Genomic DNA, 19,236 nt, shown 5'->3' with positions numbered 1-19,236 from the left:
AGAGGTTCAGTACAGCCTGCGGGCGGGGACCCCGGCCCAGGTCTGGCCGTCCGGCACGTCGGACAGCACGACGGCGCCCATGCCGAGCACCGCCCCGGCCCCGACGCGGACACCCTCACGAACGAGGCACCCGGCGCCCAGGTACGCCGCCTCGCCGACCTCGACCGACCCGGCCAGGGTGGCCCGGCCCGCGCAGGTGACGAAGTCGCCCACGGCGTCGTCGTGGGTGAACAGCGCGTGCGGCATCGCCACGACGTGCGCGCCGACCCGCTGCGGCGCGGTGATCACGGCCCCGGCCAGCAGGATCGCGCCCTCGCCCAGCTCCACCCCCGGCGCGACCGAGGCCATCGGGTGCACCAGCGTGGCGTAGCGATCGGCGGGCAGGCCGAGCCTGCGCACCAGGTCGGCGCGGCCGCGCGGGCGGGCCGAGGAGGCGACGCAGACCAGCACCAGCGCGTCCGCGCGCTCGTGCACCAGCTCCGAGGGCCCGAGGACGGGCAGACCGTCCAATTCGGACCCGTGCGTGGCCGGGTCGTCGTCGAGGAAGCCCAGCGGCGCGAACCGGCCCGGCAGCGCGCGGGCCGCGGCGAGCGCCTCCCTGGCCAGGCCGCCCGCACCGACGAACAGCAGCGGCGTGCTCACGAGCCCACCCCCGCCCCGCGCACGCACGCGCGAGCCGCGGGCAGCGCACAGGCGGCGCCAGGCGCCCCACCGACACCGCGCACGCCCACCGAGCCCGAACCGGGGATGACCACCCCGCCTGCCCCAGACCCACGCTCCACGGCCCCGCCACCGGGCGAGCCCAGCGAGGAGAACCGCCCCGGCGCCTGCCCGTTGGCGGGTGCCCAGCCCAACCCCGCAGCCGGCTCGACGTCCAGCAGCGGCGTGCTCACGAGCCGACCTGCGCGGTGCGGGCGAACTCGCGGTGCCAGACCTCCAGCGACAGCAGCGTCCACAGCCGGGGCTGCTCGTTGCGCGCCCCGGAGGAGTGCTCGTCGAGCAGCGTGCGGACCGCGGTCCGGTCGAGGGTGTCGGCGACGAACGACGACGGGCCGGTCAGCAGGTCGTGGGCCATCTCGCGCAGGCCCTCGCGGAACCAGGCGTCGAGCGGGACCTTGAAGCCGGACTTGGGCCGGTCGACCACCTCGGCGGGCAGGTGCCTGCGGGCGACCTCCTTGACCACCCACTTGGTCACCCTGCCGCGCACCTTCACCGAGCTGGGCAGCCGGAACGCCAGCTCGACGAGCCGGTGGTCGAGGAAGGGCGGGCGCAGCTCCAGCGAGGCGGCCATCGACATCCGGTCGCCGCGCTCGAGCAGGTTGTCGGCCAGCCAGGCGTGCGAGTCGGCGTAGAGCATCCGGCGCAGGGCGTCGCCGCGGCCGCGGCGGTACGGGTCCAGCGCCCGGGAGGCGCCGCCGCCGAGCAGGGTCGCGCGCTCGCGCTCGGTGAACGGGGCGAACCAGCCGCGCATCCGCTCGGCCGCGCTGGCCTCGGCCATCGCCCGCACCGCCACGCCGAGGCGCTGGCGGGACGCGGGCAGCCGCCGCTCCAACCGGGGCAGCACGGCCCCGCGCAACCCCGCCGGGACCAGCCCGGCCCAGCGGGTGGCCTGGGCGAAGCGGTACTTGGGGTAGCCGCCGAACAGCTCGTCGCTGCCCTCGCCGGACAGCACCACCTTGACCTGGGTGCGGGCCAGCTCGGCGAGCCGGAACACGGCGACGTCGGCGGGCTCGGACAGCGGCGCGTCGCGGTGCCAGCTCAGCCTGGCCCAGGAGTCGCGGAAGTCCTCGGCGGTGACGATGACCTCGTGGTGCTCGCTGCCCACGACCCCGGCGACCTGCCTGGCCCAGTGCAGCTCGTCCACCCGGGGGTCGCCGAACCCGGCGGCGAAGGTGTGCAGGCCGGACCCACCGCGCGCCTTGGCGGTCAGCGCGCAGATCAGGCTGGAGTCGATGCCGCCGGACAGGTACGCGCCCACCGGCACGTCCGCGACCAGGGCGTCGGCGATGGAGGCGTCGAGGGCCTCGGTCACCAGCCGGACCGCGTCGTCGGGCGTGCAGTCGAGGACCTCGTCGGCTCCGGGCAGCTCCCAGTACGCGCGCAGCCGCACCTGCCCGTCGCGGCTCAGGGTCAGCCGGTGGCCCTGCGGCAGCTTGTGCACGCCGTCGACCAGGGTGTGCGGCGCCGGGACCGACCGGTGCGCGAGGTAGTCGTGCAGGCTGGCCAGGTCGACCCCGCGGGCGCCGATCGCCGGGAACAGCGCCTTGATCTCCGAGGCGAACGCGAAGACCTCGTCGTCGACGTAGTAGTACAGCGGAAGCACGCCGAGCCGGTCGCGCACCAGGTGCAGCTCGCCGGTGTCGGCGTCGTCGAGCGCGTAGGCGAACTGCCCGCGCAGCCGGGTGACACCGTCGACGCCCCAGCGGTCGTGCACGGCCAAGATCGTCTCGGTGTCGCCGCCGGTGCGGAACGGGTAGTGCAGTTCCGTCCGCAGCTCCTTGTAGTTCAGGATCTCACCGTTGAAGGCGATGGTCTTGCGCCCGGACTTGTCCGTCATCGGCTGCGCGGAGGCGCCGAGGTCGATGATGGACAGCCGGGTGTGGGCGAAGCCGGTGCTGCCCCCGACCCAGTGGCCGGAGTCGTCCGGGCCCCGGTGGTGCAGCCGCTTGGCCATCTCGGCCAGGACGGCCGGGTCGACCGGCGCCCCGTCGAGCCGCCGCACCCCCGCGATGCCGCACACGTCTACTCACCGCCTTCTGCGAGGTCGACCAGCGCCTGGGCCCGCGCGTCCCAGGACGCCGGGAGCACCGACTCGCGTCGACCGTCCGGGGTGGACACCCCGCCGTCGGCGAGCGTCTCGCGCACGGCCGCGACGAACCCGTCGTGGCCCTTGGCCGCGACCCGGACGCGGTCGGCGTAGTGCTGGATCTCCGGGAAGTCGGTGCTGACCACGGCCAGGCCCAGGGCCAGGTACTCCTTGAGCTTGATCGGGTTGGCGTGCTGGATCCACTCGTTGTCCAGCCACGGCATGATCGCCACGTCGAACCCGGTGCCGTAGGCGGGGATCTCGGCATAGGGCCGGAAGCCGAGCCAGTGCACGTTGGGGTACTTCTCGAACCGCTCCATCGACAGCGTCGCGTCGCCGATGAGCACCAGCGAGCACCCGGGGAACTCCTGCGCGAGCCGCTCGAGCAGGTCGAAGTCGACCAGGTAGTCGTCCAGCGAGCCGAAGAACCCGATCCGCGGGCCGGGGATCGCCGCCAGGTCGGCGGGCAGCGGCTTGCGGGTGAAGTGCTCGAGGTCCACGCCGTGGTCGAGGAAGAAGGCCCGGTCGCCGATCGTCTTCTCGTCCTCGGCCTGCAACTCGCGGCTGACGTAGAGGACGTGGTCGGAGTTGGCCAGGAGTTTGTCCTCCAGCGCCTCGATCGTCGAGGTGTCCGCCTCGGGGAACGCCGAGTGCCGGTCGGACCGGTTGAACACCAGGCCGCGGCGGCGCATCGGCTCGACGACGTCCCACGCGGTGGGGATGGTCGCCACGATCACCGGCTCGCGCATCCGCAGCGCCAGACACACGGCCTTGACCTGCGCGCGGACCAGCACCGAGTTGAGGCGGCGCAGCGTCGGCGAGCCGTAGAACGGCAGCGGCAGCGGCGTCATCACGTGGTAGCCGGGCACCTCGGGCAGCGGACGGCGCACCAGCTTGGCCACGCTCGCCGCCTTGCGCAGGATGCGCCGGGTGACCTGGGTGGACTTGCCGGGGGTCGGCATCCGCATGCCGATGGAGTTCACCAGCAGCACCCTGCGGTGCTCGGCGACCCGGCGCATGAGCTGGAAGTCCGAGTGCGCCTGGTTGTGGTACCACCAGTCCTGCGCGGAGAAGCAGACGTACGGCGGGGCGTCGGCGCGCGCGGAGCGGTCCAGCGGCTCCGGCCAGCGGCGCATCCGCAGCAGCCCGCGCAGCGCGGCCCGGTGCGTGACCTGCCCGGCGATCGCGCGCGGCAGGGCGTTGACGACCTGCGCCGCCCACATCCCCGCGGCGGCGGCCCTGCCGTACCGCTCGCGGTGCAGCCGGACCTTGTTCGCGACCACCAGCGACCACAGCCGCGGCGAGGTGCCCGACTCACCGCCCAGGTGCACGGCCCGCGCGGCGGGCGCGAAGCGCACCGGGAACCCGGCGGCGCCCGCGCGCAGCATGAAGTCGGTCTCCTCGGAGTAGAGCAGGAAGCGCTCCTCCAGCGGGCCGACCGCGTCGAGGCAGTCGCGGGTGGCCAGCCACGCCGCGCCCGTCGCCCACTCCACGTCGTGCGCGCGCTCGTAGGCCGACGGGCTGGTGACCACCTCGCCCAGCGCCCGGAACCGGCCCGCGCGGGTGCCGCCCAGCACGGCCTCGCCGAGGGTGCGCAGCACGGTCGGCGTCCGGCGCAGCGAGTGCTGCACCCCGCCGTCCGGGCCGGTCAGCCGCGGTGCGGCCACCCCGGAGACCACGGCCGCGCGCAGCTCGGCCACGCTGCCGGGGGCCAGCCGGATGTCGGCGTTGAGCACCAGCACGTCGCACCCGGCGGCGTGCTGGACACCGGCGTTGACCCCGGCGGCGAAGCCGTCGTTGCCCGTCCGGTGCACAACCTTCACCGAGGAGTCGGTCGCCACCACGACGTCGGCGGTGCCGTCGGTCGAGGCGTTGTCGACCACGACCACCCGGCTCTCGCCCGCCCCGGCCAGCGCGGCGGGCAGCGCGCGCAGGCACTCGGCGATGACGTCGGCGCTGTTGTAGGTGACGATGACGACGGCGACCGGCCTGGTGGGCGTGCTCATGGCGAGACCAGCTCCAGCGCCCGGACCAGGGAGTCGACCACGGTGCGCTGGTCGGCCTCGGTCAGCTCGTGGTGCAGGGGCAGGATCAGCGAGCGGGTGGCCAGCTCCTCGGTCACCGGCAGCGGCGGGTGCGGGTGACCCGCGTAGGCGGGCTCGAGGTGCGCGGCCATGATCCCGCGCCGGGCGGACACGCCGTCGGCGGCGAGCGCGGCCAGCACGTCGGCCTGAGCGGGCGCGCCCTCGGGCAGCGCGACCCAGAACGACTGGTAGTTCGTGGTGCCGTGCGCGGGGTCGGTGACCGCGCGCAGCCCGGCCGGGGCCAGCAGCTCGTGGTAGCGGGCCGCCAGCTCGCGGCGCTGGGCCACCATGCCGTCGAGGCGGCGCAACTGCACCAGGCCCATGGCGGCCTGGATGTCGGTCATCCGGTAGTTGAACGCGGTCTCGACGTAGCTCTCGATGACCGCGCCGCCCGCGGCGTGCCGGTCGGCGGCCGAGACGTTCATGCCGTGCTCGCGCAGCCTGCGCAGCCGGGCCGCCCACTCGGCGTCGTCGGTGGTGACCATCCCGCCCTCGCCGGTGGTCAGCAGCTTGCGCGGGTGGAACGACCAGGCGGCCAGCAGCGCGCCGGAGCCGACCGGGGCCCCGTCCAGCGTGGACCCGGCCGCGCACGCGGCGTCCTCGACCACCGGCACCGCGCCCGCGACGGCCCGGATGGCCGCGACGTCGGCGGGCACGCCGCCCTGGTGCACGACCATGACCGCCTTGGTGGCGGGGGTCAGCGCGGCGGCGACCGACTCGGCCGTCAGGTTCCCGGTCAGCGGGTCGACCTCGGCGAACACCGGGGTCCCGCCGCAGTGCCGCACGGAGTTGGCGGTCGCGATGAACGACAGCGACGGGACCACCACCTCATCGCCGGGGCCGATCCCGAGCAGGTGCAGGCACAGGTGCAGCGCGGTGGTGCAGTTGGACACGGCCACGCCGTGCGCGGCGCCGACCCGCGCGGCGAACGCCTCCTCGAACGCGGCCACGCGGGGCCCCTGCGCCACCCAGCCGGAGCGGACGGCCTCGGCGACGGCCTGTGCCTCCTCCTCGCCCAGCAGCGGCTTCATCACGGGAATGGCCATCAGAGCGCCGCCCCGCGCTCGGCCAGCCACCACTGGACCAGGCCGCGCAGGCCCTCGTCCATGCCGATCTCCGGGCGCCAGCCCAGCTCGCGCTCGGCGGCGGAGATGTCGGCCAGCCGCCGGGTGACGCCGTTGACCTTGCGCTCCGGGCCGTGCTCGACGCCCAGGTCGGAGTCCATCGCGGCGAGCAGGCCCTTGGCCAGGCCCAGCAGGCTGGTCTCGGACGCGCTGGCGATGTTGTAGACGGTGTCGGTCACGTCCGCGCGGGCGGCCAGGACGTTGGCGCGGGCGATGTCGTGCACGTGCACGAAGTCCATCGTCTGCGCGCCGTCGCCGAAGATCAGCGGCTCCTTGCCGTCGACGATGCGCTCCATCCAGCGGATGAGGACCTCGGTGTAGAGGCCGTGCACGTCCATCCGCGGGCCGTAGACGTTGAAGTAGCGCAGGGCCACGTAGTCCAGGTCCTTCATGGCCTTGAAGCTGCGCAGCATGCCCTCGTTGAACGCCTTGGCCGCGCCGTAGAACGTGTCGTTGTTGTACGGGTGGTGGCGCTCGGTGGTCGGGAACTGCTCAGCCAGGCCGTAGACGCTGGCCGACGAGCTCGCGACGAGCTTCTTGACACCCGCCTCCGCCGCCGCCTCGATGACGGTGAAGGTGCCGTCGACCAGGCTCTCCAGCGCCAGCCGGGGCTCCTCGGCGCACTGGGTGATGCGGATGGCGGCGAGGTGGAAGACCAGGTCCTTGCCCCGGGTCAGCTCGCCGACCAGGCCGCGGTCGTTGATGTCGCCGTCCACGACGGACAGCCGGTCCCCCGCGGCCGTGGCGGCGGCGGCCAGGTTCTCGCGGCGGCCGCGCACGAAGTTGTCCAGGACGACGACCTCGGCCGCGCCCGCTGCGACCAACTGGTCGACGACGGCGGACCCGATGGTGCCCGCACCCCCGGTGACCAGGGCGCGCTGCCCCTCGATCGGCTGGGCGTGGCTCATGCGGGGATCCCCTCGGTGGTGGCGGTGCTGGTGGAGTCGGCGCGGGTGTCGATCTCGTCGCCGAGGACGGGCATGAAGGTCCCGCCCTGGGCCAGGCTGGCGGAGGCGGCCTCGAGGATCGCCAGCACGCGCAGGCCGGAGCGGCCGTCGGTCAGCGGGGCGCGGCCCTCGGCGATCGAGCCGTGGAACTCGGCCATGACCGCGCGCAGCGCCTCGCGCTCGGGCAGCGCGGGGGCGACCATGTCACCGCTGCGGTAGGAGATGACGGCCTGCCTGCGCTCGTCGGCGCCGAGGTCACCCGGCTCGGCGCGGTCGACGCCGCGGTCGTAGATGGACAGCCGCTGGCTGGGGTTCAGGTCGTCCCAGACCACCGTGCGGGTGCTGCCGCCGATGACCATTGTGCGGATCTTGGTGGGCGAGAGCCAGTTCACGTGCACGTGCGCCATGGCGCCGCCGGTGAGCTCGATGGTCAGGTGCGCGACGCACGCGCGGCCCGCGTTGATCGGGTCCGAGCCGTGCGCGGCCACCGACAGCGGGCGCACGCCGTCGGGCAGGATCGACAGGAAGATCGACAGGTCGTGCGGGGCCAGGTCCCACAGCACGTCGACGTCCGGCTGGACCAGGCCCAGGTTGATCCGGACCGAGTCGAGGTACTGCACCGCGCCGATGCCGCCGCCCTGCACCAGCTCGCGCAGGTGCGCCACGGCCGGGGTGTAGCAGTAGGTGTGGTCGAGCATCAGGGTCAGGCCCCGGTCCTCGGCCGCCTTGACCAGCGCGGCGCCCTCGGCGTAAGTCGCCGCGAGGGGCTTCTCGACCAGGACGTGCTTGCCCGCCGCCAGCGCGGCCATCGCGACCGGCAGGTGCGTCTTGGCCGGGGTGGCGATGGCCACCGCGTCGACGCCCGGGTCGGCGAGGACGGCCTCGAGGCTGTCGCTGACCTTGACGGTGGAGTACTCGCCCAGGACCTTGCGCGCCCGGTCGGCGTCGAGGTCGCAGAGGTACTCCAGCCGCAGCCCGGGGGTGGCCTGGGCGTTGCGCACCAGGTTCGGGCCCCAGTACCCGGCGCCGATCACGGCGAGTCCGATGTTGCGCACGCTTGGTTCCCCTTCGTCCGGGCAGTGCCGTCCGGCGATGCTCCCCGCTCCTGGATCGGCGTCGCCGCCGTTGTCGTTACACAGTGGAACGACAGTCCGTTTTTCTTCTCCCGCAAGGGAAATCAGTATGCCCCGGCCCCGCTGAACACGGCGCGGAACGTCTTCCACAGGATCACGCAGTCCAGGGCGAGTGACCAGTCCTCGACATAGCGCAGGTCCAGCCGCACGGCCTCCTCCCACGGCAGGTCGGACCGGCCGCTGACCTGCCACAGCCCGGTCAGCCCCGGCTTGACCAGCAGCCGCCTGCGCACGTCCGGGGCGTACTTGGCGGTCTCCTCCGGCAGCGGCGGCCTGGGGCCCACGAGCGACATCGGACCGGCGAGCACGTTGAACAACTGCGGCAGCTCATCGATGGAGTAGCGGCGCAGCACGGCGCCTACGCGCGTGACCCGGGGGTCCTTGCGCATCTTGAACAGCAGGCCGTGGCCGTCGTTCCGCTCGGTGAGCTGGGTGACCATCTGGTGGGCGTTGGTGACCATCGTGCGGAACTTGACGATGGTGAACTCGCGGCCGTCCTTGCCGACCCGGCGCTGCTTGTAGAACACCGGTCCCCGGGTGTCGACCGCGATCGCGACCGCGACCGCGACCATCAGCGGCGAGAGCAGCGCCAGCAGCGCGAAGGCGCCCACCTTGTCCACGACGTCCTTGACCACGCGGCGCGCGCCGGTGAACGACGGCGCGCTCACCCGCAGCAGCGGCATGCCCAGCACGCCGTCCATGTGCAGGCGCGGGCCGGCGACCTCCATCAGCACCGGGGCGACGACCATGTCCGCGCCGCTGCCCTCGAGCCCCCAGGCGAGTTGCTGCAACCGCTTGGGGGTCCAGTGCTGGTCGGGGGTGACCGCGACGATCCGGTAGCCGCCGCGGCGGGCGTGGGTGGCCAGGTCGGACAGGCGGCCCACGACCGGCACGCCGTCGATCTCGGTGTACTCGTCGCCGAGGCCGTCGGCGGTGCACACGGCGTCGACGCGCCAGCCCAGGTGGGCGCTGCCGCGGGTGCGGTTGATCAGGTCGCGGCAGCCCTCGACGTTGCCCGCGGCCATGACCGGCAGCAGGCAGCGCCCCTCGCGGCGCTTGCTGTGCAGGACCTGGCGCTGGACGTAGCGGGTGGGGATGACCAGCAGGGCGGTGGCGGGCACGACGATGAACACCCACGGCCGCATCCAGCCGATGTCGAACAGCAGCCCACCCAGCGCCAGCAGCACGGCGGCGGCGACGAACGCGCGGCCGAGCCTGCGGAACTCCTCGGCGCCCTGCCCCAGGGCGGCGGTGTTCCACGCGCGGTTGACCATCAGCGACCCGACGATGACGGCGAACGTGGTCAGCCCGACCAGGCCGATCCACGGGCCGTCCGGGTAAGCGCGGTGCTGCACGTAGCCGCCGACCCCGACGACGCCGACGAACACGGCCACCAGGTCCCAGGCGATGACCCCCGCCCGGTACCGGGGCTCCCACTTGGCCACCGGCGGGAACGAGGGCTCGCCGGACGGGAGGCCGAGCGCCCGGGCCGGCCTGCCCCCGCCCGCACTGCGGCGCGAGAACCCCACTTGGTCACTCATCGTCATCCCTTGGTCGGGCTGTCGGTGCGGCCAGCGCGTCAGCGGGGTCCCCGGGTATCGCCAACACACTGGAATCGAAGAAGCAGCCGCCGTCCAGACCGGACTGTGGCCGCGTTCCCTCTTTCGCTCACTTACACGACACCGTTACACGCAGGGTTAGTTATCCGCGTACTCAGAAGCGCTTCAAGACCAGATTTCAAGGCGAGTTACACGGTGAGTAGTCATTGCCTAAACCTCGCCTTAACCCGCCGACCACTCCGGTCGATCATTGCCACCAACAACCGGTCCACTCCCACCCACCGCAAGACCGCTCTAGAAGTTGTAACTCTGCGTGCAACCACCCCGCCAAACTTCGACCAGCCCCACGAAGTCCCCCATCCTCACCACGCATTGCTCACCACCCGAACACACCCCGCCCACTGAACCCGCCCCGCCGCCCGAAACCCCATCCACCCCACAGATCATGCCCCCCACCAGCACACCTCACCCCCTACCTCCACCCCCAGTCAGAAACCAACACCCCCACCCCCCATCCCCACACCCCTCCACCACACACCCACCGTCACAACCCAACCACCCCCAGTGTGTCTCACCTCACACTCGCACCCCCCAACCCTCCGCACCCACACAACCCCCACAAGTAACCCTTTAGCGACCACCCAAACCCTATAAGCCCCCCCGCCCACCCACCTCCCAGTGCCCCACACCCCCCACCACACCCCCACCCCCACCCACAACCCCATCCCCCACACACCCATACCCACACACACCAAAAAGGGACCGCCCGGCACAATCACCAGACGGTCCCTAACTGTGGCCAGGGGCGGGGTCGAACCGCCGACCTACCGCTTTTCAGGCGGTCGCTCGTACCAACTGAGCTACCTGGCCAAACCAAAACGGCGCAACAACCCCAAAACCCCGCAGTCACACTCAACCACGCTGGTTCCGAACGCCGCCGCACCGTGGGGGCCTGGGGGGTCGCCCCCCAGATACTCCGGCAAGCGCCCCCGCCTGCGCTCTCCGCAGGCAGAGGTATGCCAAAGCTTGCGACCCTGACGGGACTCGAACCCGCGACCTTCGCCGTGACAGGGCGACGCGCTAACCAACTGCGCCACAGGGCCTTGCTTGTCTTGCCGGTCTTACCTTACTGCATCGTGCTGTCTAGCTTTGCATAGCCTACCTCAGCGCCCTTGCGTGCTCCCAACGGGATTCGAACCCGCGCTGCCGCCTTGAAAGGGCGGAGTCCTAGGCCGCTAGACGATGGGAGCCCAGGTTGTGCTTGCTCGTTCTCGCTGGAAGCAACGATAGCTTAGGACACACCGGATCTGACCCCGAACCCGGGGGTGCGAACCGGTCTCCACCTGCGAGAACCCGGTCAGCCCAGGGCCAACAGGGCCATGTGCAGCTCGGTCAGCCCGTCCTCGTCGAGGGCGGCGGCGAGGACCTCGTCGGTGCGCAGGTTCGTGGCGTCCTCGGCGGCGGCCCAGCGGACGGCGAGGTTGGGGATGGCCTCGGCCGCGGTGACGAGGGCGGCCGCGTCCGCTTCCCGCCAGCCGATCAGGGGCAGGCGGGCGGGGCCCGCGCCGGGGTCGGCGACGACGGCGGCGGGGAGTGGGACGCCGCAGGCGCGCAGGGCGGCGAAGTGCAGGCCGCCGCGCAGTTCGCGCAGGAGCATCAGGGCGTGGCCGAGGCGTTCGGGACCGTCGTCGGGGCGGGCGGCGGCGCGCAGGCCCGCGAAGAGCGGCAGGCCGCTGGCGTCGGCGGCGTCGATGGCGGTGCACAGGAGGTCTGCGGTGCGGTCGGCGGTGGTGGCGTCGGCGAGCGAGGTGCGGGACCACTGCCACAGCGCCTCGAGGTAGGCGGCCAGCGCGGCCTCGGGCAGCAGGGTCGCGCGACCGAGCAGCAGTTCGACCATCTTCGGCGGGAAGATGCCGAAGGTCTCGGCGACCACGAGCGCGGTGGGGGCGCCGAGGGCGGCGGCGCGGCCGCTGAAGTAGAGGGTGCCCGCGGGCTGGCCCGCGGCCGCCTCCTGCTCGGCGAGTTCGGGTGAGGTCATGAACGCGCCACCGAGGCGCTGGACGACGGCGCGGGTCTCGGCGGCGACGGAGGCGTCAGGCACAGCGGTCACCCTGGCACGCGGCGCACAATCCGGCAATGACCGCCGCCGCGAAGTCGAGGCACTGGGAATTAATCGGATTCGGCCTGCGAAATCACCGTTGAATCACGCGATGAATGGGCAGGCAGCGACGCTGCTGCCTGCTCTTCCCGGACGATCAGCGGCGGACCGCGGGCACGCCGTCTTCGTCGTCGACGAGGCCGAGCATCTCCAGCAGTTCGCGGCAGTCCCCGGCGTCGGTGGCGCCGCGCGCCACGGCCAGCCTGGCCCTGCGGACCTGCTCATCGCTGACGCGGGCGGTCTCGCCCGAGCGCGGCGCGGGCACCCCTGCGGTGAACTGCCCGCCCGAGCCGACGCTGTCCTGCTGGAGAAGGAAGCTGCGCACTTCGAGTGATCCGCTCATTGTTGCCTCCCCGGCTTTTTGTTTGGCGTGAGGCTATGAGAGAGGCCGGGATGTGGGCAGCCCCCCGGCGAGTGAACCGCGAGACACGTTGGGTAGCCGAAGGTGATCGATATTCACGGCTTTTTGTGCGAGCGCGCCCACTTTTCCGCCTTGTCCGTTCACCCATTCGGCTCATGCCCACACCTGCGGCGACAACCATTTGCGAAACCCCTACCCCCTAGGGGTATGGTGAAGCCATGGAGCACCAGCACCCCCCGGGCTACAGCAGCAAGAAGGACGCCCACCTGCGCCGCCTCCGGCGGATCGAGGGGCAGGTGCGCGGCCTGCAGCGGATGGTCGACGAGGACAGCTACTGCATCGATGTGCTCACCCAGGTCTCCGCGGCCACCAAGGCGTTGCAGTCTTTCGCGCTCGAACTGCTCGAGGAGCACATGGCGGGCTGCGTCGTCGACGCGGCGCGGCAGGGCGACGAGGCAGCCGCGGCCAAGGTCCGCGAGGCGGCCGAGGCCATCGCCCGGCTGGTCCGCTCCTGAACCACCGACCCCGAACCAGAGGAGAGGCGATCCCGTGCCCCAGCAGAGCGTTTACACCGTCACCGGCATGACCTGCGGCCACTGCGCCAACTCGGTCACCGAGGAGATCTCGGAGCTCGACGGCGTGACCGACGTGCAGGTCGACCTGCCCACCGGCGCGGTCACCGTGACCAGCGAGGCCGACCTGGACCGCGAGCGCGTCGCCGCCGCGGTGACCGAGGCCGGCTACCAGTTGACAGGCTGAGCAACCACGCGCACCCGAAGGGGAGCCATGACCACCACCGAACCCGTGCCCGACACCGTTGAACTCGACATCGGCGGGATGACCTGCGCGTCCTGCGCGAACCGGGTCGAGCGCAAGCTGAACAAGCTCGACGGCGTGCGCGCCACGGTCAACTTCGCCACCGAGCGCGCCACCGTGACCACGCCGACCGGGCTCGCGCTCGACACCCTGGTCGGCGCGGTCGAGGCGGCGGGCTACACCGCCGCCCCGGTCGCCGGGGCGCGGCCGGACGCGGACGAGGACCAGGAGGACACCGAGTCCGGGGAGCTGCGCGAGCGCTTCCTGATCTCGGCCGTGCTCGGGGCGCCGGTGGTGGCGGTCTCGATGGTCCCGGCCTGGCAGTTCCCGACCTGGCAGTGGGTGGCGCTGGCGCTGTCGGCCGTGGTGGTCGCGGTCTGCGCGTGGCCGTTCCACCGGGCGGCCGCGGTCAACCTGCGCCACGGCGCGGCGACCATGGACACGCTGGTGTCGATGGGTGTCGCGGTCGCGTTCGCCTGGTCGGTCTACGCGCTGCTCTGGGGCGGTGCGGGCGCGGTGGGCATGACCCACGAGTTCAGCCTGCTGCCGCGCGGGGGCGGGGGCGGCGCCGACGTCTACTTCGAGGTGGCCGTCGGGGTCACCACGTTCCTGCTGCTCGGGCGCTGGCTGGAGGCCAGGTCCAAGCGGCGGGCGGGCGCGGCGCTGCGCGCGCTGCTGGCGATGGGGGCCAAGGACGTCGCCGTGCTGCGCGACGGCGTCGAGGTCCGGGTGCCGGTGTCGCGGCTGCGGGTGGACGAGCGGTTCGTGGTCCGCCCCGGCGAGAAGATCGCCACCGACGGGGTGGTCGTCGAGGGCGCGTCGGCGGTCGACCGGTCGCTGGTCACCGGTGAGTCGGTGCCCGAGGAGGTCGCCGCGGGCTCGGCGGTGGTGGGCGGGACGCTCAACACCAGCGGCCGCCTGGTCGTGCGGGCCACCCGGGTCGGCGCGGACACCCAGCTCGCGCAGATGGCGCGGCTGGTCGAGCAGGCGCAGACCGGCAAGGCGCAGGTGCAGCGGCTGGCCGACCGGGTCTCGTCGGTGTTCGTGCCGGTCGTGCTGGTGATCGCGCTGGTCACGCTGCTGGCGTGGCTGGCGTCCGGCGCGCAGGCCGACGCCGCCATCACCGCGGCGGTCGCCGTGCTGGTCATCGCCTGCCCGTGCGCGCTGGGCCTGGCCACGCCGACGGCGCTGCTGGTCGGCACCGGCCGGGGCGCGCAGCTCGGCATCCTGGTCAAGGGCCCGGAGGTGCTGGAGTCGACCCGCCGGGTGACCGCGGTCGTGCTGGACAAGACCGGCACGGTGACCACGGGCCGGATGTCGGTCGCCGAGGTCATCCCGGCCGAGGGCGTCGACCCGGCGCGGCTGCTGCGGCTGGCGGGCGCGGTCGAGGCCGGGTCCGAGCACCCGATCGCGCGGGCCATCGCCGCGCACGCGGCCGAGGCGGGCGCGCTGCCGCCGGTCGAGGGCTTCGGCAACACCGAGGGCATGGGCGTCACCGGCGTGGTCGAGGGCGAGGACGTCGTCGTCGGGCGGCCGCGGCTGCTCGCCGAGCACGGTGTGAGCGGCGTGGCCGAGCTGGCGGCGGCGATGGCCGAGGCGGAGGAGCGCGGGCACACCGTGATCGCCGCCGCGGCGGGCGGGACCGCGCTCGGCCTGGTCGCGGTGGCCGACACGGTCAAGGAGTCCAGCGCCGACGCGATCGCCGCGCTGCGCGCTCTCGGCCTGCGCCCGGTGCTGCTGACCGGGGACAACGCCAGGGTGGCCAAGGCGGTCGCGGCCAGGGTCGGCATCACCGACGAGGCCGACGTGATCGCCGGGGTGCTGCCCGCGGAGAAGGTGGCGGCGGTCCGGCGGTTGCAGGACTCCGGCGAGGTCGTGGCGATGGTCGGCGACGGCGTCAACGACGCCCCGGCGCTGGCCGCGGCCGACCTGGGCCTGTCGATGGGCACCGGGGCCGACGCGGCGATCGAGGCGGGCGACCTGACCCTGGTCCGGGGCGACCTGCGGCTGGCCGCGGACGCCATCCGGCTGTCCCGCAGGACGCTGGGGACGATCAAGAGCAACCTGTTCTGGGCGTTCGCCTACAACGTCGCGGGCATCCCGCTGGCCGCCCTCGGACTCCTGAACCCGATGCTGGCGGGCGCGGCCATGGCGGCGTCGAGCGTGTTCGTGGTGTCCAACAGCCTGCGGCTGCGCGGGTTCCGGACGGCGAGCGACCGTGCGCCCGCCGTGACTTCCCCACCAGACCAGGCGAACACCAGGTGAACATTATCTGAGAAAAACCCTCGTCGATGCCCTCGCCCGAGACGCGTGCGCGTGCAACAATCGACGTGCTGACTCCCCCCGGTCAGCACCTGTGGAGATCCCCCCGGCCCCCGCGTTCCTCCCCCTGGCGCGGGGGCCTCTCCCTGTTCAGGGCAGGTTTTGTCACCCACAGGCGTGGGTTCGGGCACAGTGCAGGGGACAAGCGGTGCGACAACTCGCTGGAACGTGCGCGCTTGGTTACTGTGTCCTGGTGCCTTTTCCCTCTTTCGGACGCGGCCGTGCTGACGACAGGTCAGACGCTGACAGCCCGGTGCGCCACCGAACCTCGCAGCGCGAGCAGGAGCAGGAGCAGCTCCCCGACAACGAGCTCGAGGACTACCTCGCCGCCCTCGCTCCCGACAGCGACACCGACACCACCGGCTCCGGCCGCCGCTTCGGCGGCGCGGAGGTCCACCAACTGCGCCTGCCGCTGATGGCGAACGAGCAGCTCCGCGAGATCGCCGCCTACCGCAACACCTCCCCCATGGCGCTGGCCCAGGAGTGGGTCATGCAGCGCCTGGAGTGGGAAGCCCAGCAGCTCAAGCAGTCCTGACAGCTCATCGACCGAGGCACGGCCCCCGCAACCCGCCGGTTGCGGGGGCCGTCTCGATCACCGGTCCCAGGCCGGGGCCTACTGCGGGATGACGTTCGTGGCCTGCGGGCCCTTGGTGCCCTGGCCGACCTCGAACTCAACGCGCTGGTTCTCCTCCAGCGTGCGGAAGCCCTTGGTCTGGATCTCGGAGTAGTGCACGAAGACGTCGGCGCCGCCGTCGTCCTGCGCGATGAAGCCGTAGCCCTTCTCCGAGTTGAACCACTTCACAATGCCCTGTGCCATAAACCTGCCTCCATCGCAGGAGCATTGGGATTGCACCGTGCAACCCCGGGCCGCCCCCGGGCGATACCCCCGCCCACTGCGGCGAGGTGCAGCGCGCCCGCGTTCATCGTTCCGCGAGCGTGTGAGCACGAACACAGAAACCACGGCCTGCACTGGAAATCGTAACGACTGCACCCCCCGGGCTCTACTGCCTGATGGGCACTGTGCTAGGCCGGGCGGGTGAAGTAGATCAACACGTAGCGCAATCGCCACTGCCCTGGAAAAAGTGGTGCGCATCATAGTTTGATCAGCCAACGTCGCACGCCTGAGTGACGTCGATAAGGGGGTGAGGCTCGGGGGCATCTGGGGGAAGGGGAACACGGAGATGGACACACGGAGGCGGTGGCTGCCGTCGGCTCTGGCCGGGGCGGGCCTGGTCGCGGCGCTGGCACTGGGGGGTTGTTCGACCGAGGCGCCCGATCAGGCCGGGCAGGCCGCGGGCGGGGAGCGGACCGCGCAACAGGCGAACGCCCAGGCGGTCAGGGTGACGGTGACGCCCGCGGTGGGCACCGTGGGCGTCAGCCCCGGCGAGGCCGCCACGGTGTCGGTCGAGCACGGCAGGCTCGAGTCGGTCACGCTGACCAACCCGGACGGCAAGCAGGTGCGGGGGGCGCTGGCCGCAGACGGGCGCTCGTGGGGCACCGCCGAGCACCTCGGCTACGGCAAGACCTACACCTGGTCGGGCAGCGCGGTCGGCGACGACGGCCGGGCCGCGCCGCTGGCGGGCGCGTTCACCACGGCCAAGCCCAAGCGCCAGGTGGGGGCCTCGCTCAACACCGGCGACGGGCAGACCTACGGCGTCGCGATCCCGGTCGCGGTCACCTTCGACCGCGCGGTCACCGACAAGGCCGCCGCCGAGCGCGCGCTGAGCGTCGAGACCTCGGTCCCGACCGAGGGCGCGTGGGCCTGGCTGGACGACCGCCGCGTGCACTGGCGGCCCAAGGAGTACTGGAAGCCGGGCACCGAGGTGAAGGTCAGCGTGGACATCTACGGCCGCGACCTCGGCGGCGGCTCGTTCGGCGAGGACGACCTGACCTCGGAGTTCACCATCGGCCGCGCGCAGGTCGTCAAGGGCGACACCCAGTCGCACCGGATGGTCGTCGTCCGCGACGGCGTGCGGACCGCGGACTTCCCGGCCTCCTACGGCCTGGAGTCCGACCCGGGCCGGGTCACCAAGAGCGGCACGCACGTGGTCATGAGCAAGCACGCGACCTACGGCATGACCAACCCCAAGTACGACTACGAGAACGTCGTCGTGCCCTGGGCGGTCCGCGTCTCCAACAACGGCGAGCTCATCCACGGCTACGCCCCGTCCATCCCGGACCAGGGCAAGCGCAACGTCAGCCACGGCTGCATCAACCTGGCCCCGGCCAACGCCAAGGTCTACTTCGACTCGGTCCTGGTCGGCGACCCGGTCGAGATCACCGGGAGCACCGAGCAGCTCTCCGCCGCCGACGGCGACTACTACGACTGGACCCTCACCTGGGACCAGTGGAGGGGCATGTCGGCGCTCGCGAGCTAGACCGTGTCGCGGAAGGGCCCTCCCCACCCGGACAGGGCCCTTTCGCTCGTCCCCGGCCGCCCGCCCCGGGGCTACCCTCAGCCCGGTGAGCAGCTTCACGGCCCTGTCCCGGCTCCGCACGCCGAACCCCGCCCAGGACCAAGCGCCGACGTCGGGCTACCTCGTCGTCCGGTCCTCCGGGGCCTCGGCGGCCAGGCAGGCGCTCGACGCCGCCCGCGGCGGGCACACCAGGGCCGACCCGGCGCACCTGCAACTGCTCACGCGCGCCACCGCCAAGGTCCCCAGCGCGAGCGCCGCCTTCGGCGACTGCTCGCTGCGCGCCCACCAGGGGATGCTGCTGCTGACCATCGCCACGCACCGCCTGTCGCTGGACTTCGGGGAGCTCAAACCGCTGCTGTTCCGCCAGGTCCCGCTCGACCGGGGCTTGCAGGCGCTGTTCGTCAGCTCCGCCGCGCACACCCTGGCCGTCGCCGAGTCGCTCGACCAGCTCGGCGCCAGGACCCACCTGGTCGGCCTGGCCGAACTGGTCCTGCGCACGGCCCTGCGCGCCGAGCTGGACCGGGCGGACGCGCTGGCCACCCGGCGCCGGGCCGCCGTCGAGCACATCCGGGAGCACCTCGCCGACCCCGGGCTGACCGCGGAACGGATCGCCGAAGCGCTGTTCATCTCGCGCAGGCGCCTCTACCAGCTCTTCGACGACGGCGACGGGGTGTCCGGGCGGATCAGGGCGCTGCGGGTCGAGCGGGCCAAGGAGCTGCTGTCGGACCCGGCGCTGGGCGCGCGACCGATCGGGGAGATCTCCAAGCAGTGCGGGTTCGCCAACGCCGCGCACTTCTCGCGGACGTTCCGCAAGACCGTCGGCCGAACCCCGCGCGACTACCGCGAGAGCGTGCTCTCAGCCTAGGTCGTGTTTCGGGAGTCCGTTCGATGAGAGTCGTGATCGGGGTGGTTTCTGGCGGTGCGGGGTGGAGGTGCCGGTACCGGTGCCTCCGCCCCGTGCCGCCAGGGACCGCATCCGGCGCGGCTATCGCGAACACGGACTTCCGGAACACGACCTAAAAGTCCACTGAGGACACCAGACGGCCGAGCAGCGCCGCCAGGTCCAGCCACCCGCGCCCGGAGACCGAGTGCAGGGTGAACACGGCGAGCCTGCGGCCCCCCGGCTCGACCACCACGGCTTGCAGTTGGCAGCCCGGCTCGCCCGCGGGGATGCGGTCGGCGATCACCACGGGGTGCCCGCGCTCGGTCGCCGACTCGGTCACGTCCTGGATGTCCGGACCGGCCGAGGCCTCCAGGTGCTCGCGCAGCTCCGCGGCCGCGTCCGGGCCGTGCGGCGCGTCGACCACCACGACCAGGGCGACCAGGACGGCGGGGTCGGCGTTGGCGTGCTCCACGAGCGCGACGAGTCCGGCGCCGTTGGCGTGCGCGAGCGCGGCGGCCTCCTCCGCCGACTGCGCCACCCCCGGGTCGTGCGCGGACTCCGGTCCCCTGGCGCGCACCATCAGCGCGGCCAGCTCCTCGGCGGTGCGCTCGGGCGAGGCGAGGGAC

The 19,236-nt window shown here is 72.7% G+C and carries 18 protein-coding genes and 3 tRNA genes; 6 read left to right on the top strand and 15 right to left on the bottom strand.

All coding sequences use genetic code 11. From position 1 onward, the window contains the following. Nucleotides 1–6 precede the first annotated feature (6 nt). The 13 genes from GCL84_RS15560 to GCL84_RS15500 all read right to left on the bottom strand — a co-directional run bounded on the left by GCL84_RS15560 (nucleotide 7) and on the right by GCL84_RS15500 (nucleotide 12,154). Nucleotides 7–642: a NeuD/PglB/VioB family sugar acetyltransferase gene (locus GCL84_RS15560; protein ID WP_156756188.1), complete on the bottom strand. Its 636-nt coding sequence runs from the start codon at nucleotides 640–642 to the stop codon at nucleotides 7–9. Further along, nucleotides 639–893 (bottom strand): hypothetical protein, encoded by a 255-nt coding sequence (locus tag GCL84_RS15555; RefSeq protein ID WP_156756187.1) that lies wholly within the window; start codon nucleotides 891–893, stop codon nucleotides 639–641. Before GCL84_RS15555 ends, GCL84_RS15560 begins: the two co-directional genes overlap by 4 nt. Continuing rightward, complete coding sequence (gene asnB, locus GCL84_RS15550; RefSeq protein ID WP_235926288.1) at nucleotides 890–2,740, bottom strand: asparagine synthase (glutamine-hydrolyzing); 1,851 nt, start codon at nucleotides 2,738–2,740, stop codon at nucleotides 890–892. Before asnB ends, GCL84_RS15555 begins: the two co-directional genes overlap by 4 nt. A gap of 2 nt (nucleotides 2,741–2,742) precedes the next feature. Continuing rightward, the gene (locus GCL84_RS15545; RefSeq protein WP_156756186.1) at nucleotides 2,743–4,812 is read right to left on the bottom strand and encodes a glycosyltransferase; all 2,070 of its coding nucleotides are present in this window, start codon (nucleotides 4,810–4,812) and stop codon (nucleotides 2,743–2,745) included. Next, the gene (locus tag GCL84_RS15540; protein WP_235926286.1) at nucleotides 4,809–5,936 is read right to left on the bottom strand and encodes a DegT/DnrJ/EryC1/StrS family aminotransferase; all 1,128 of its coding nucleotides are present in this window, start codon (nucleotides 5,934–5,936) and stop codon (nucleotides 4,809–4,811) included. The genes GCL84_RS15545 and GCL84_RS15540 overlap by 4 nt, the downstream gene beginning before the upstream one ends. Continuing rightward, nucleotides 5,936–6,922, bottom strand: coding sequence for an NAD-dependent epimerase/dehydratase family protein (locus GCL84_RS15535; protein WP_156756185.1), 987 nt, complete (start codon nucleotides 6,920–6,922; stop codon nucleotides 5,936–5,938). Before GCL84_RS15535 ends, GCL84_RS15540 begins: the two co-directional genes overlap by 1 nt. Beyond that, nucleotides 6,919–8,016 (bottom strand): Gfo/Idh/MocA family protein, encoded by a 1,098-nt coding sequence (locus tag GCL84_RS15530; protein WP_156756184.1) that lies wholly within the window; start codon nucleotides 8,014–8,016, stop codon nucleotides 6,919–6,921. The genes GCL84_RS15535 and GCL84_RS15530 overlap by 4 nt, the downstream gene beginning before the upstream one ends. Nucleotides 8,017–8,138: 122 nt before the next feature. After that, nucleotides 8,139–9,635: a sugar transferase gene (locus GCL84_RS15525; RefSeq protein WP_156756183.1), complete on the bottom strand. Its 1,497-nt coding sequence runs from the start codon at nucleotides 9,633–9,635 to the stop codon at nucleotides 8,139–8,141. Nucleotides 9,636–10,449: 814 nt separating this feature from the next. Beyond that, nucleotides 10,450–10,523 (bottom strand) — tRNA-Phe (locus GCL84_RS15520). Between the two features lie 159 nt (nucleotides 10,524–10,682). Then, nucleotides 10,683–10,756: transfer RNA gene (locus GCL84_RS15515), tRNA-Asp, on the bottom strand. 74 nt (nucleotides 10,757–10,830) lie between these two features. Continuing rightward, nucleotides 10,831–10,903 (bottom strand) — tRNA-Glu (locus GCL84_RS15510). Between the two features lie 107 nt (nucleotides 10,904–11,010). After that, complete coding sequence (locus tag GCL84_RS15505; RefSeq protein ID WP_235926284.1) at nucleotides 11,011–11,754, bottom strand: SCO6745 family protein; 744 nt, start codon at nucleotides 11,752–11,754, stop codon at nucleotides 11,011–11,013. A gap of 154 nt (nucleotides 11,755–11,908) precedes the next feature. Then, nucleotides 11,909–12,154 (bottom strand): hypothetical protein, encoded by a 246-nt coding sequence (locus GCL84_RS15500; RefSeq protein WP_156756181.1) that lies wholly within the window; start codon nucleotides 12,152–12,154, stop codon nucleotides 11,909–11,911. 236 nt (nucleotides 12,155–12,390) lie between these two features. On the opposite strand from GCL84_RS15500, the gene GCL84_RS15495 reads away from it, so the two are divergent. The 4 genes from GCL84_RS15495 to GCL84_RS15480 all read left to right on the top strand — a co-directional run bounded on the left by GCL84_RS15495 (nucleotide 12,391) and on the right by GCL84_RS15480 (nucleotide 15,845). Beyond that, nucleotides 12,391–12,687, top strand: coding sequence for a metal-sensitive transcriptional regulator (locus GCL84_RS15495; protein WP_156756180.1), 297 nt, complete (start codon nucleotides 12,391–12,393; stop codon nucleotides 12,685–12,687). A gap of 34 nt (nucleotides 12,688–12,721) precedes the next feature. Continuing rightward, nucleotides 12,722–12,931 (top strand): heavy-metal-associated domain-containing protein, encoded by a 210-nt coding sequence (locus tag GCL84_RS15490; protein ID WP_268891353.1) that lies wholly within the window; start codon nucleotides 12,722–12,724, stop codon nucleotides 12,929–12,931. Between the two features lie 27 nt (nucleotides 12,932–12,958). Next, nucleotides 12,959–15,253: a heavy metal translocating P-type ATPase gene (locus GCL84_RS15485; RefSeq protein WP_156756179.1), complete on the top strand. Its 2,295-nt coding sequence runs from the start codon at nucleotides 12,959–12,961 to the stop codon at nucleotides 15,251–15,253. 310 nt (nucleotides 15,254–15,563) lie between these two features. Further along, nucleotides 15,564–15,845: a hypothetical protein gene (locus tag GCL84_RS15480; protein WP_235926282.1), complete on the top strand. Its 282-nt coding sequence runs from the start codon at nucleotides 15,564–15,566 to the stop codon at nucleotides 15,843–15,845. A gap of 78 nt (nucleotides 15,846–15,923) precedes the next feature. Here GCL84_RS15480 and GCL84_RS15475 read toward each other — a convergent pair whose 3' ends face one another. Continuing rightward, on the bottom strand, nucleotides 15,924–16,127 hold the full coding sequence (locus GCL84_RS15475) for a cold-shock protein (protein ID WP_156756177.1): 204 nt from the start codon (nucleotides 16,125–16,127) through the stop codon (nucleotides 15,924–15,926). Nucleotides 16,128–16,491: 364 nt separating this feature from the next. Here GCL84_RS15475 and GCL84_RS15470 point away from each other — a divergent pair, with 364 nt between their 5' ends. Together GCL84_RS15470 and GCL84_RS15465 are read left to right on the top strand one after the other, a co-directional pair. Next, entirely contained in the window at nucleotides 16,492–17,688 is a 1,197-nt protein-coding gene (locus tag GCL84_RS15470) for a L,D-transpeptidase (RefSeq protein ID WP_156756176.1), read from the top strand. Between the two features lie 85 nt (nucleotides 17,689–17,773). Further along, entirely contained in the window at nucleotides 17,774–18,592 is an 819-nt protein-coding gene (locus GCL84_RS15465) for a helix-turn-helix transcriptional regulator (protein WP_235926281.1), read from the top strand. A gap of 151 nt (nucleotides 18,593–18,743) precedes the next feature. Here GCL84_RS15465 and GCL84_RS29310 read toward each other — a convergent pair. Further along, nucleotides 18,744–19,236 (bottom strand): hypothetical protein (locus GCL84_RS29310; protein WP_197523277.1); only part of this gene is annotated, 493 nt, incomplete at its 5' end.

Origin of the sequence: Actinokineospora pegani, assembly GCF_009745975.1 — a bacterium.
Taxonomy (GTDB): Bacteria; Actinomycetota; Actinomycetes; order Mycobacteriales; family Pseudonocardiaceae; genus Actinokineospora; species Actinokineospora pegani.
This window is presented reverse-complemented; position numbering and strand designations above follow the sequence as displayed.

Bases quoted from the DNA above. Each gene is read 5' to 3' on its own strand.
- GCL84_RS15545 (WP_156756186.1), bottom strand. From the start codon at position 4,812: ATGAGCACGCCCACCAGGCCGGTCGCCGTCGTCATCGTCACCTACAAC.
- GCL84_RS15540 (WP_235926286.1), bottom strand. From the start codon at position 5,936: ATGGCCATTCCCGTGATGAAGCCGCTGCTGGGCGAGGAGGAGGCACAG.
- GCL84_RS15535 (WP_156756185.1), bottom strand. From the start codon at position 6,922: ATGAGCCACGCCCAGCCGATCGAGGGGCAGCGCGCCCTGGTCACCGGG.
- GCL84_RS15525 (WP_156756183.1), bottom strand. From the start codon at position 9,635: ATGAGTGACCAAGTGGGGTTCTCGCGCCGCAGTGCGGGCGGGGGCAGG.
- GCL84_RS15500 (WP_156756181.1), bottom strand. From the start codon at position 12,154: ATGAGCGGATCACTCGAAGTGCGCAGCTTCCTTCTCCAGCAGGACAGC.
- GCL84_RS15495 (WP_156756180.1), top strand. From the start codon at position 12,391: ATGGAGCACCAGCACCCCCCGGGCTACAGCAGCAAGAAGGACGCCCAC.
- GCL84_RS15485 (WP_156756179.1), top strand. From the start codon at position 12,959: ATGACCACCACCGAACCCGTGCCCGACACCGTTGAACTCGACATCGGC.
- GCL84_RS15475 (WP_156756177.1), bottom strand. From the start codon at position 16,127: ATGGCACAGGGCATTGTGAAGTGGTTCAACTCGGAGAAGGGCTACGGC.
- GCL84_RS15470 (WP_156756176.1), top strand. From the start codon at position 16,492: ATGGACACACGGAGGCGGTGGCTGCCGTCGGCTCTGGCCGGGGCGGGC.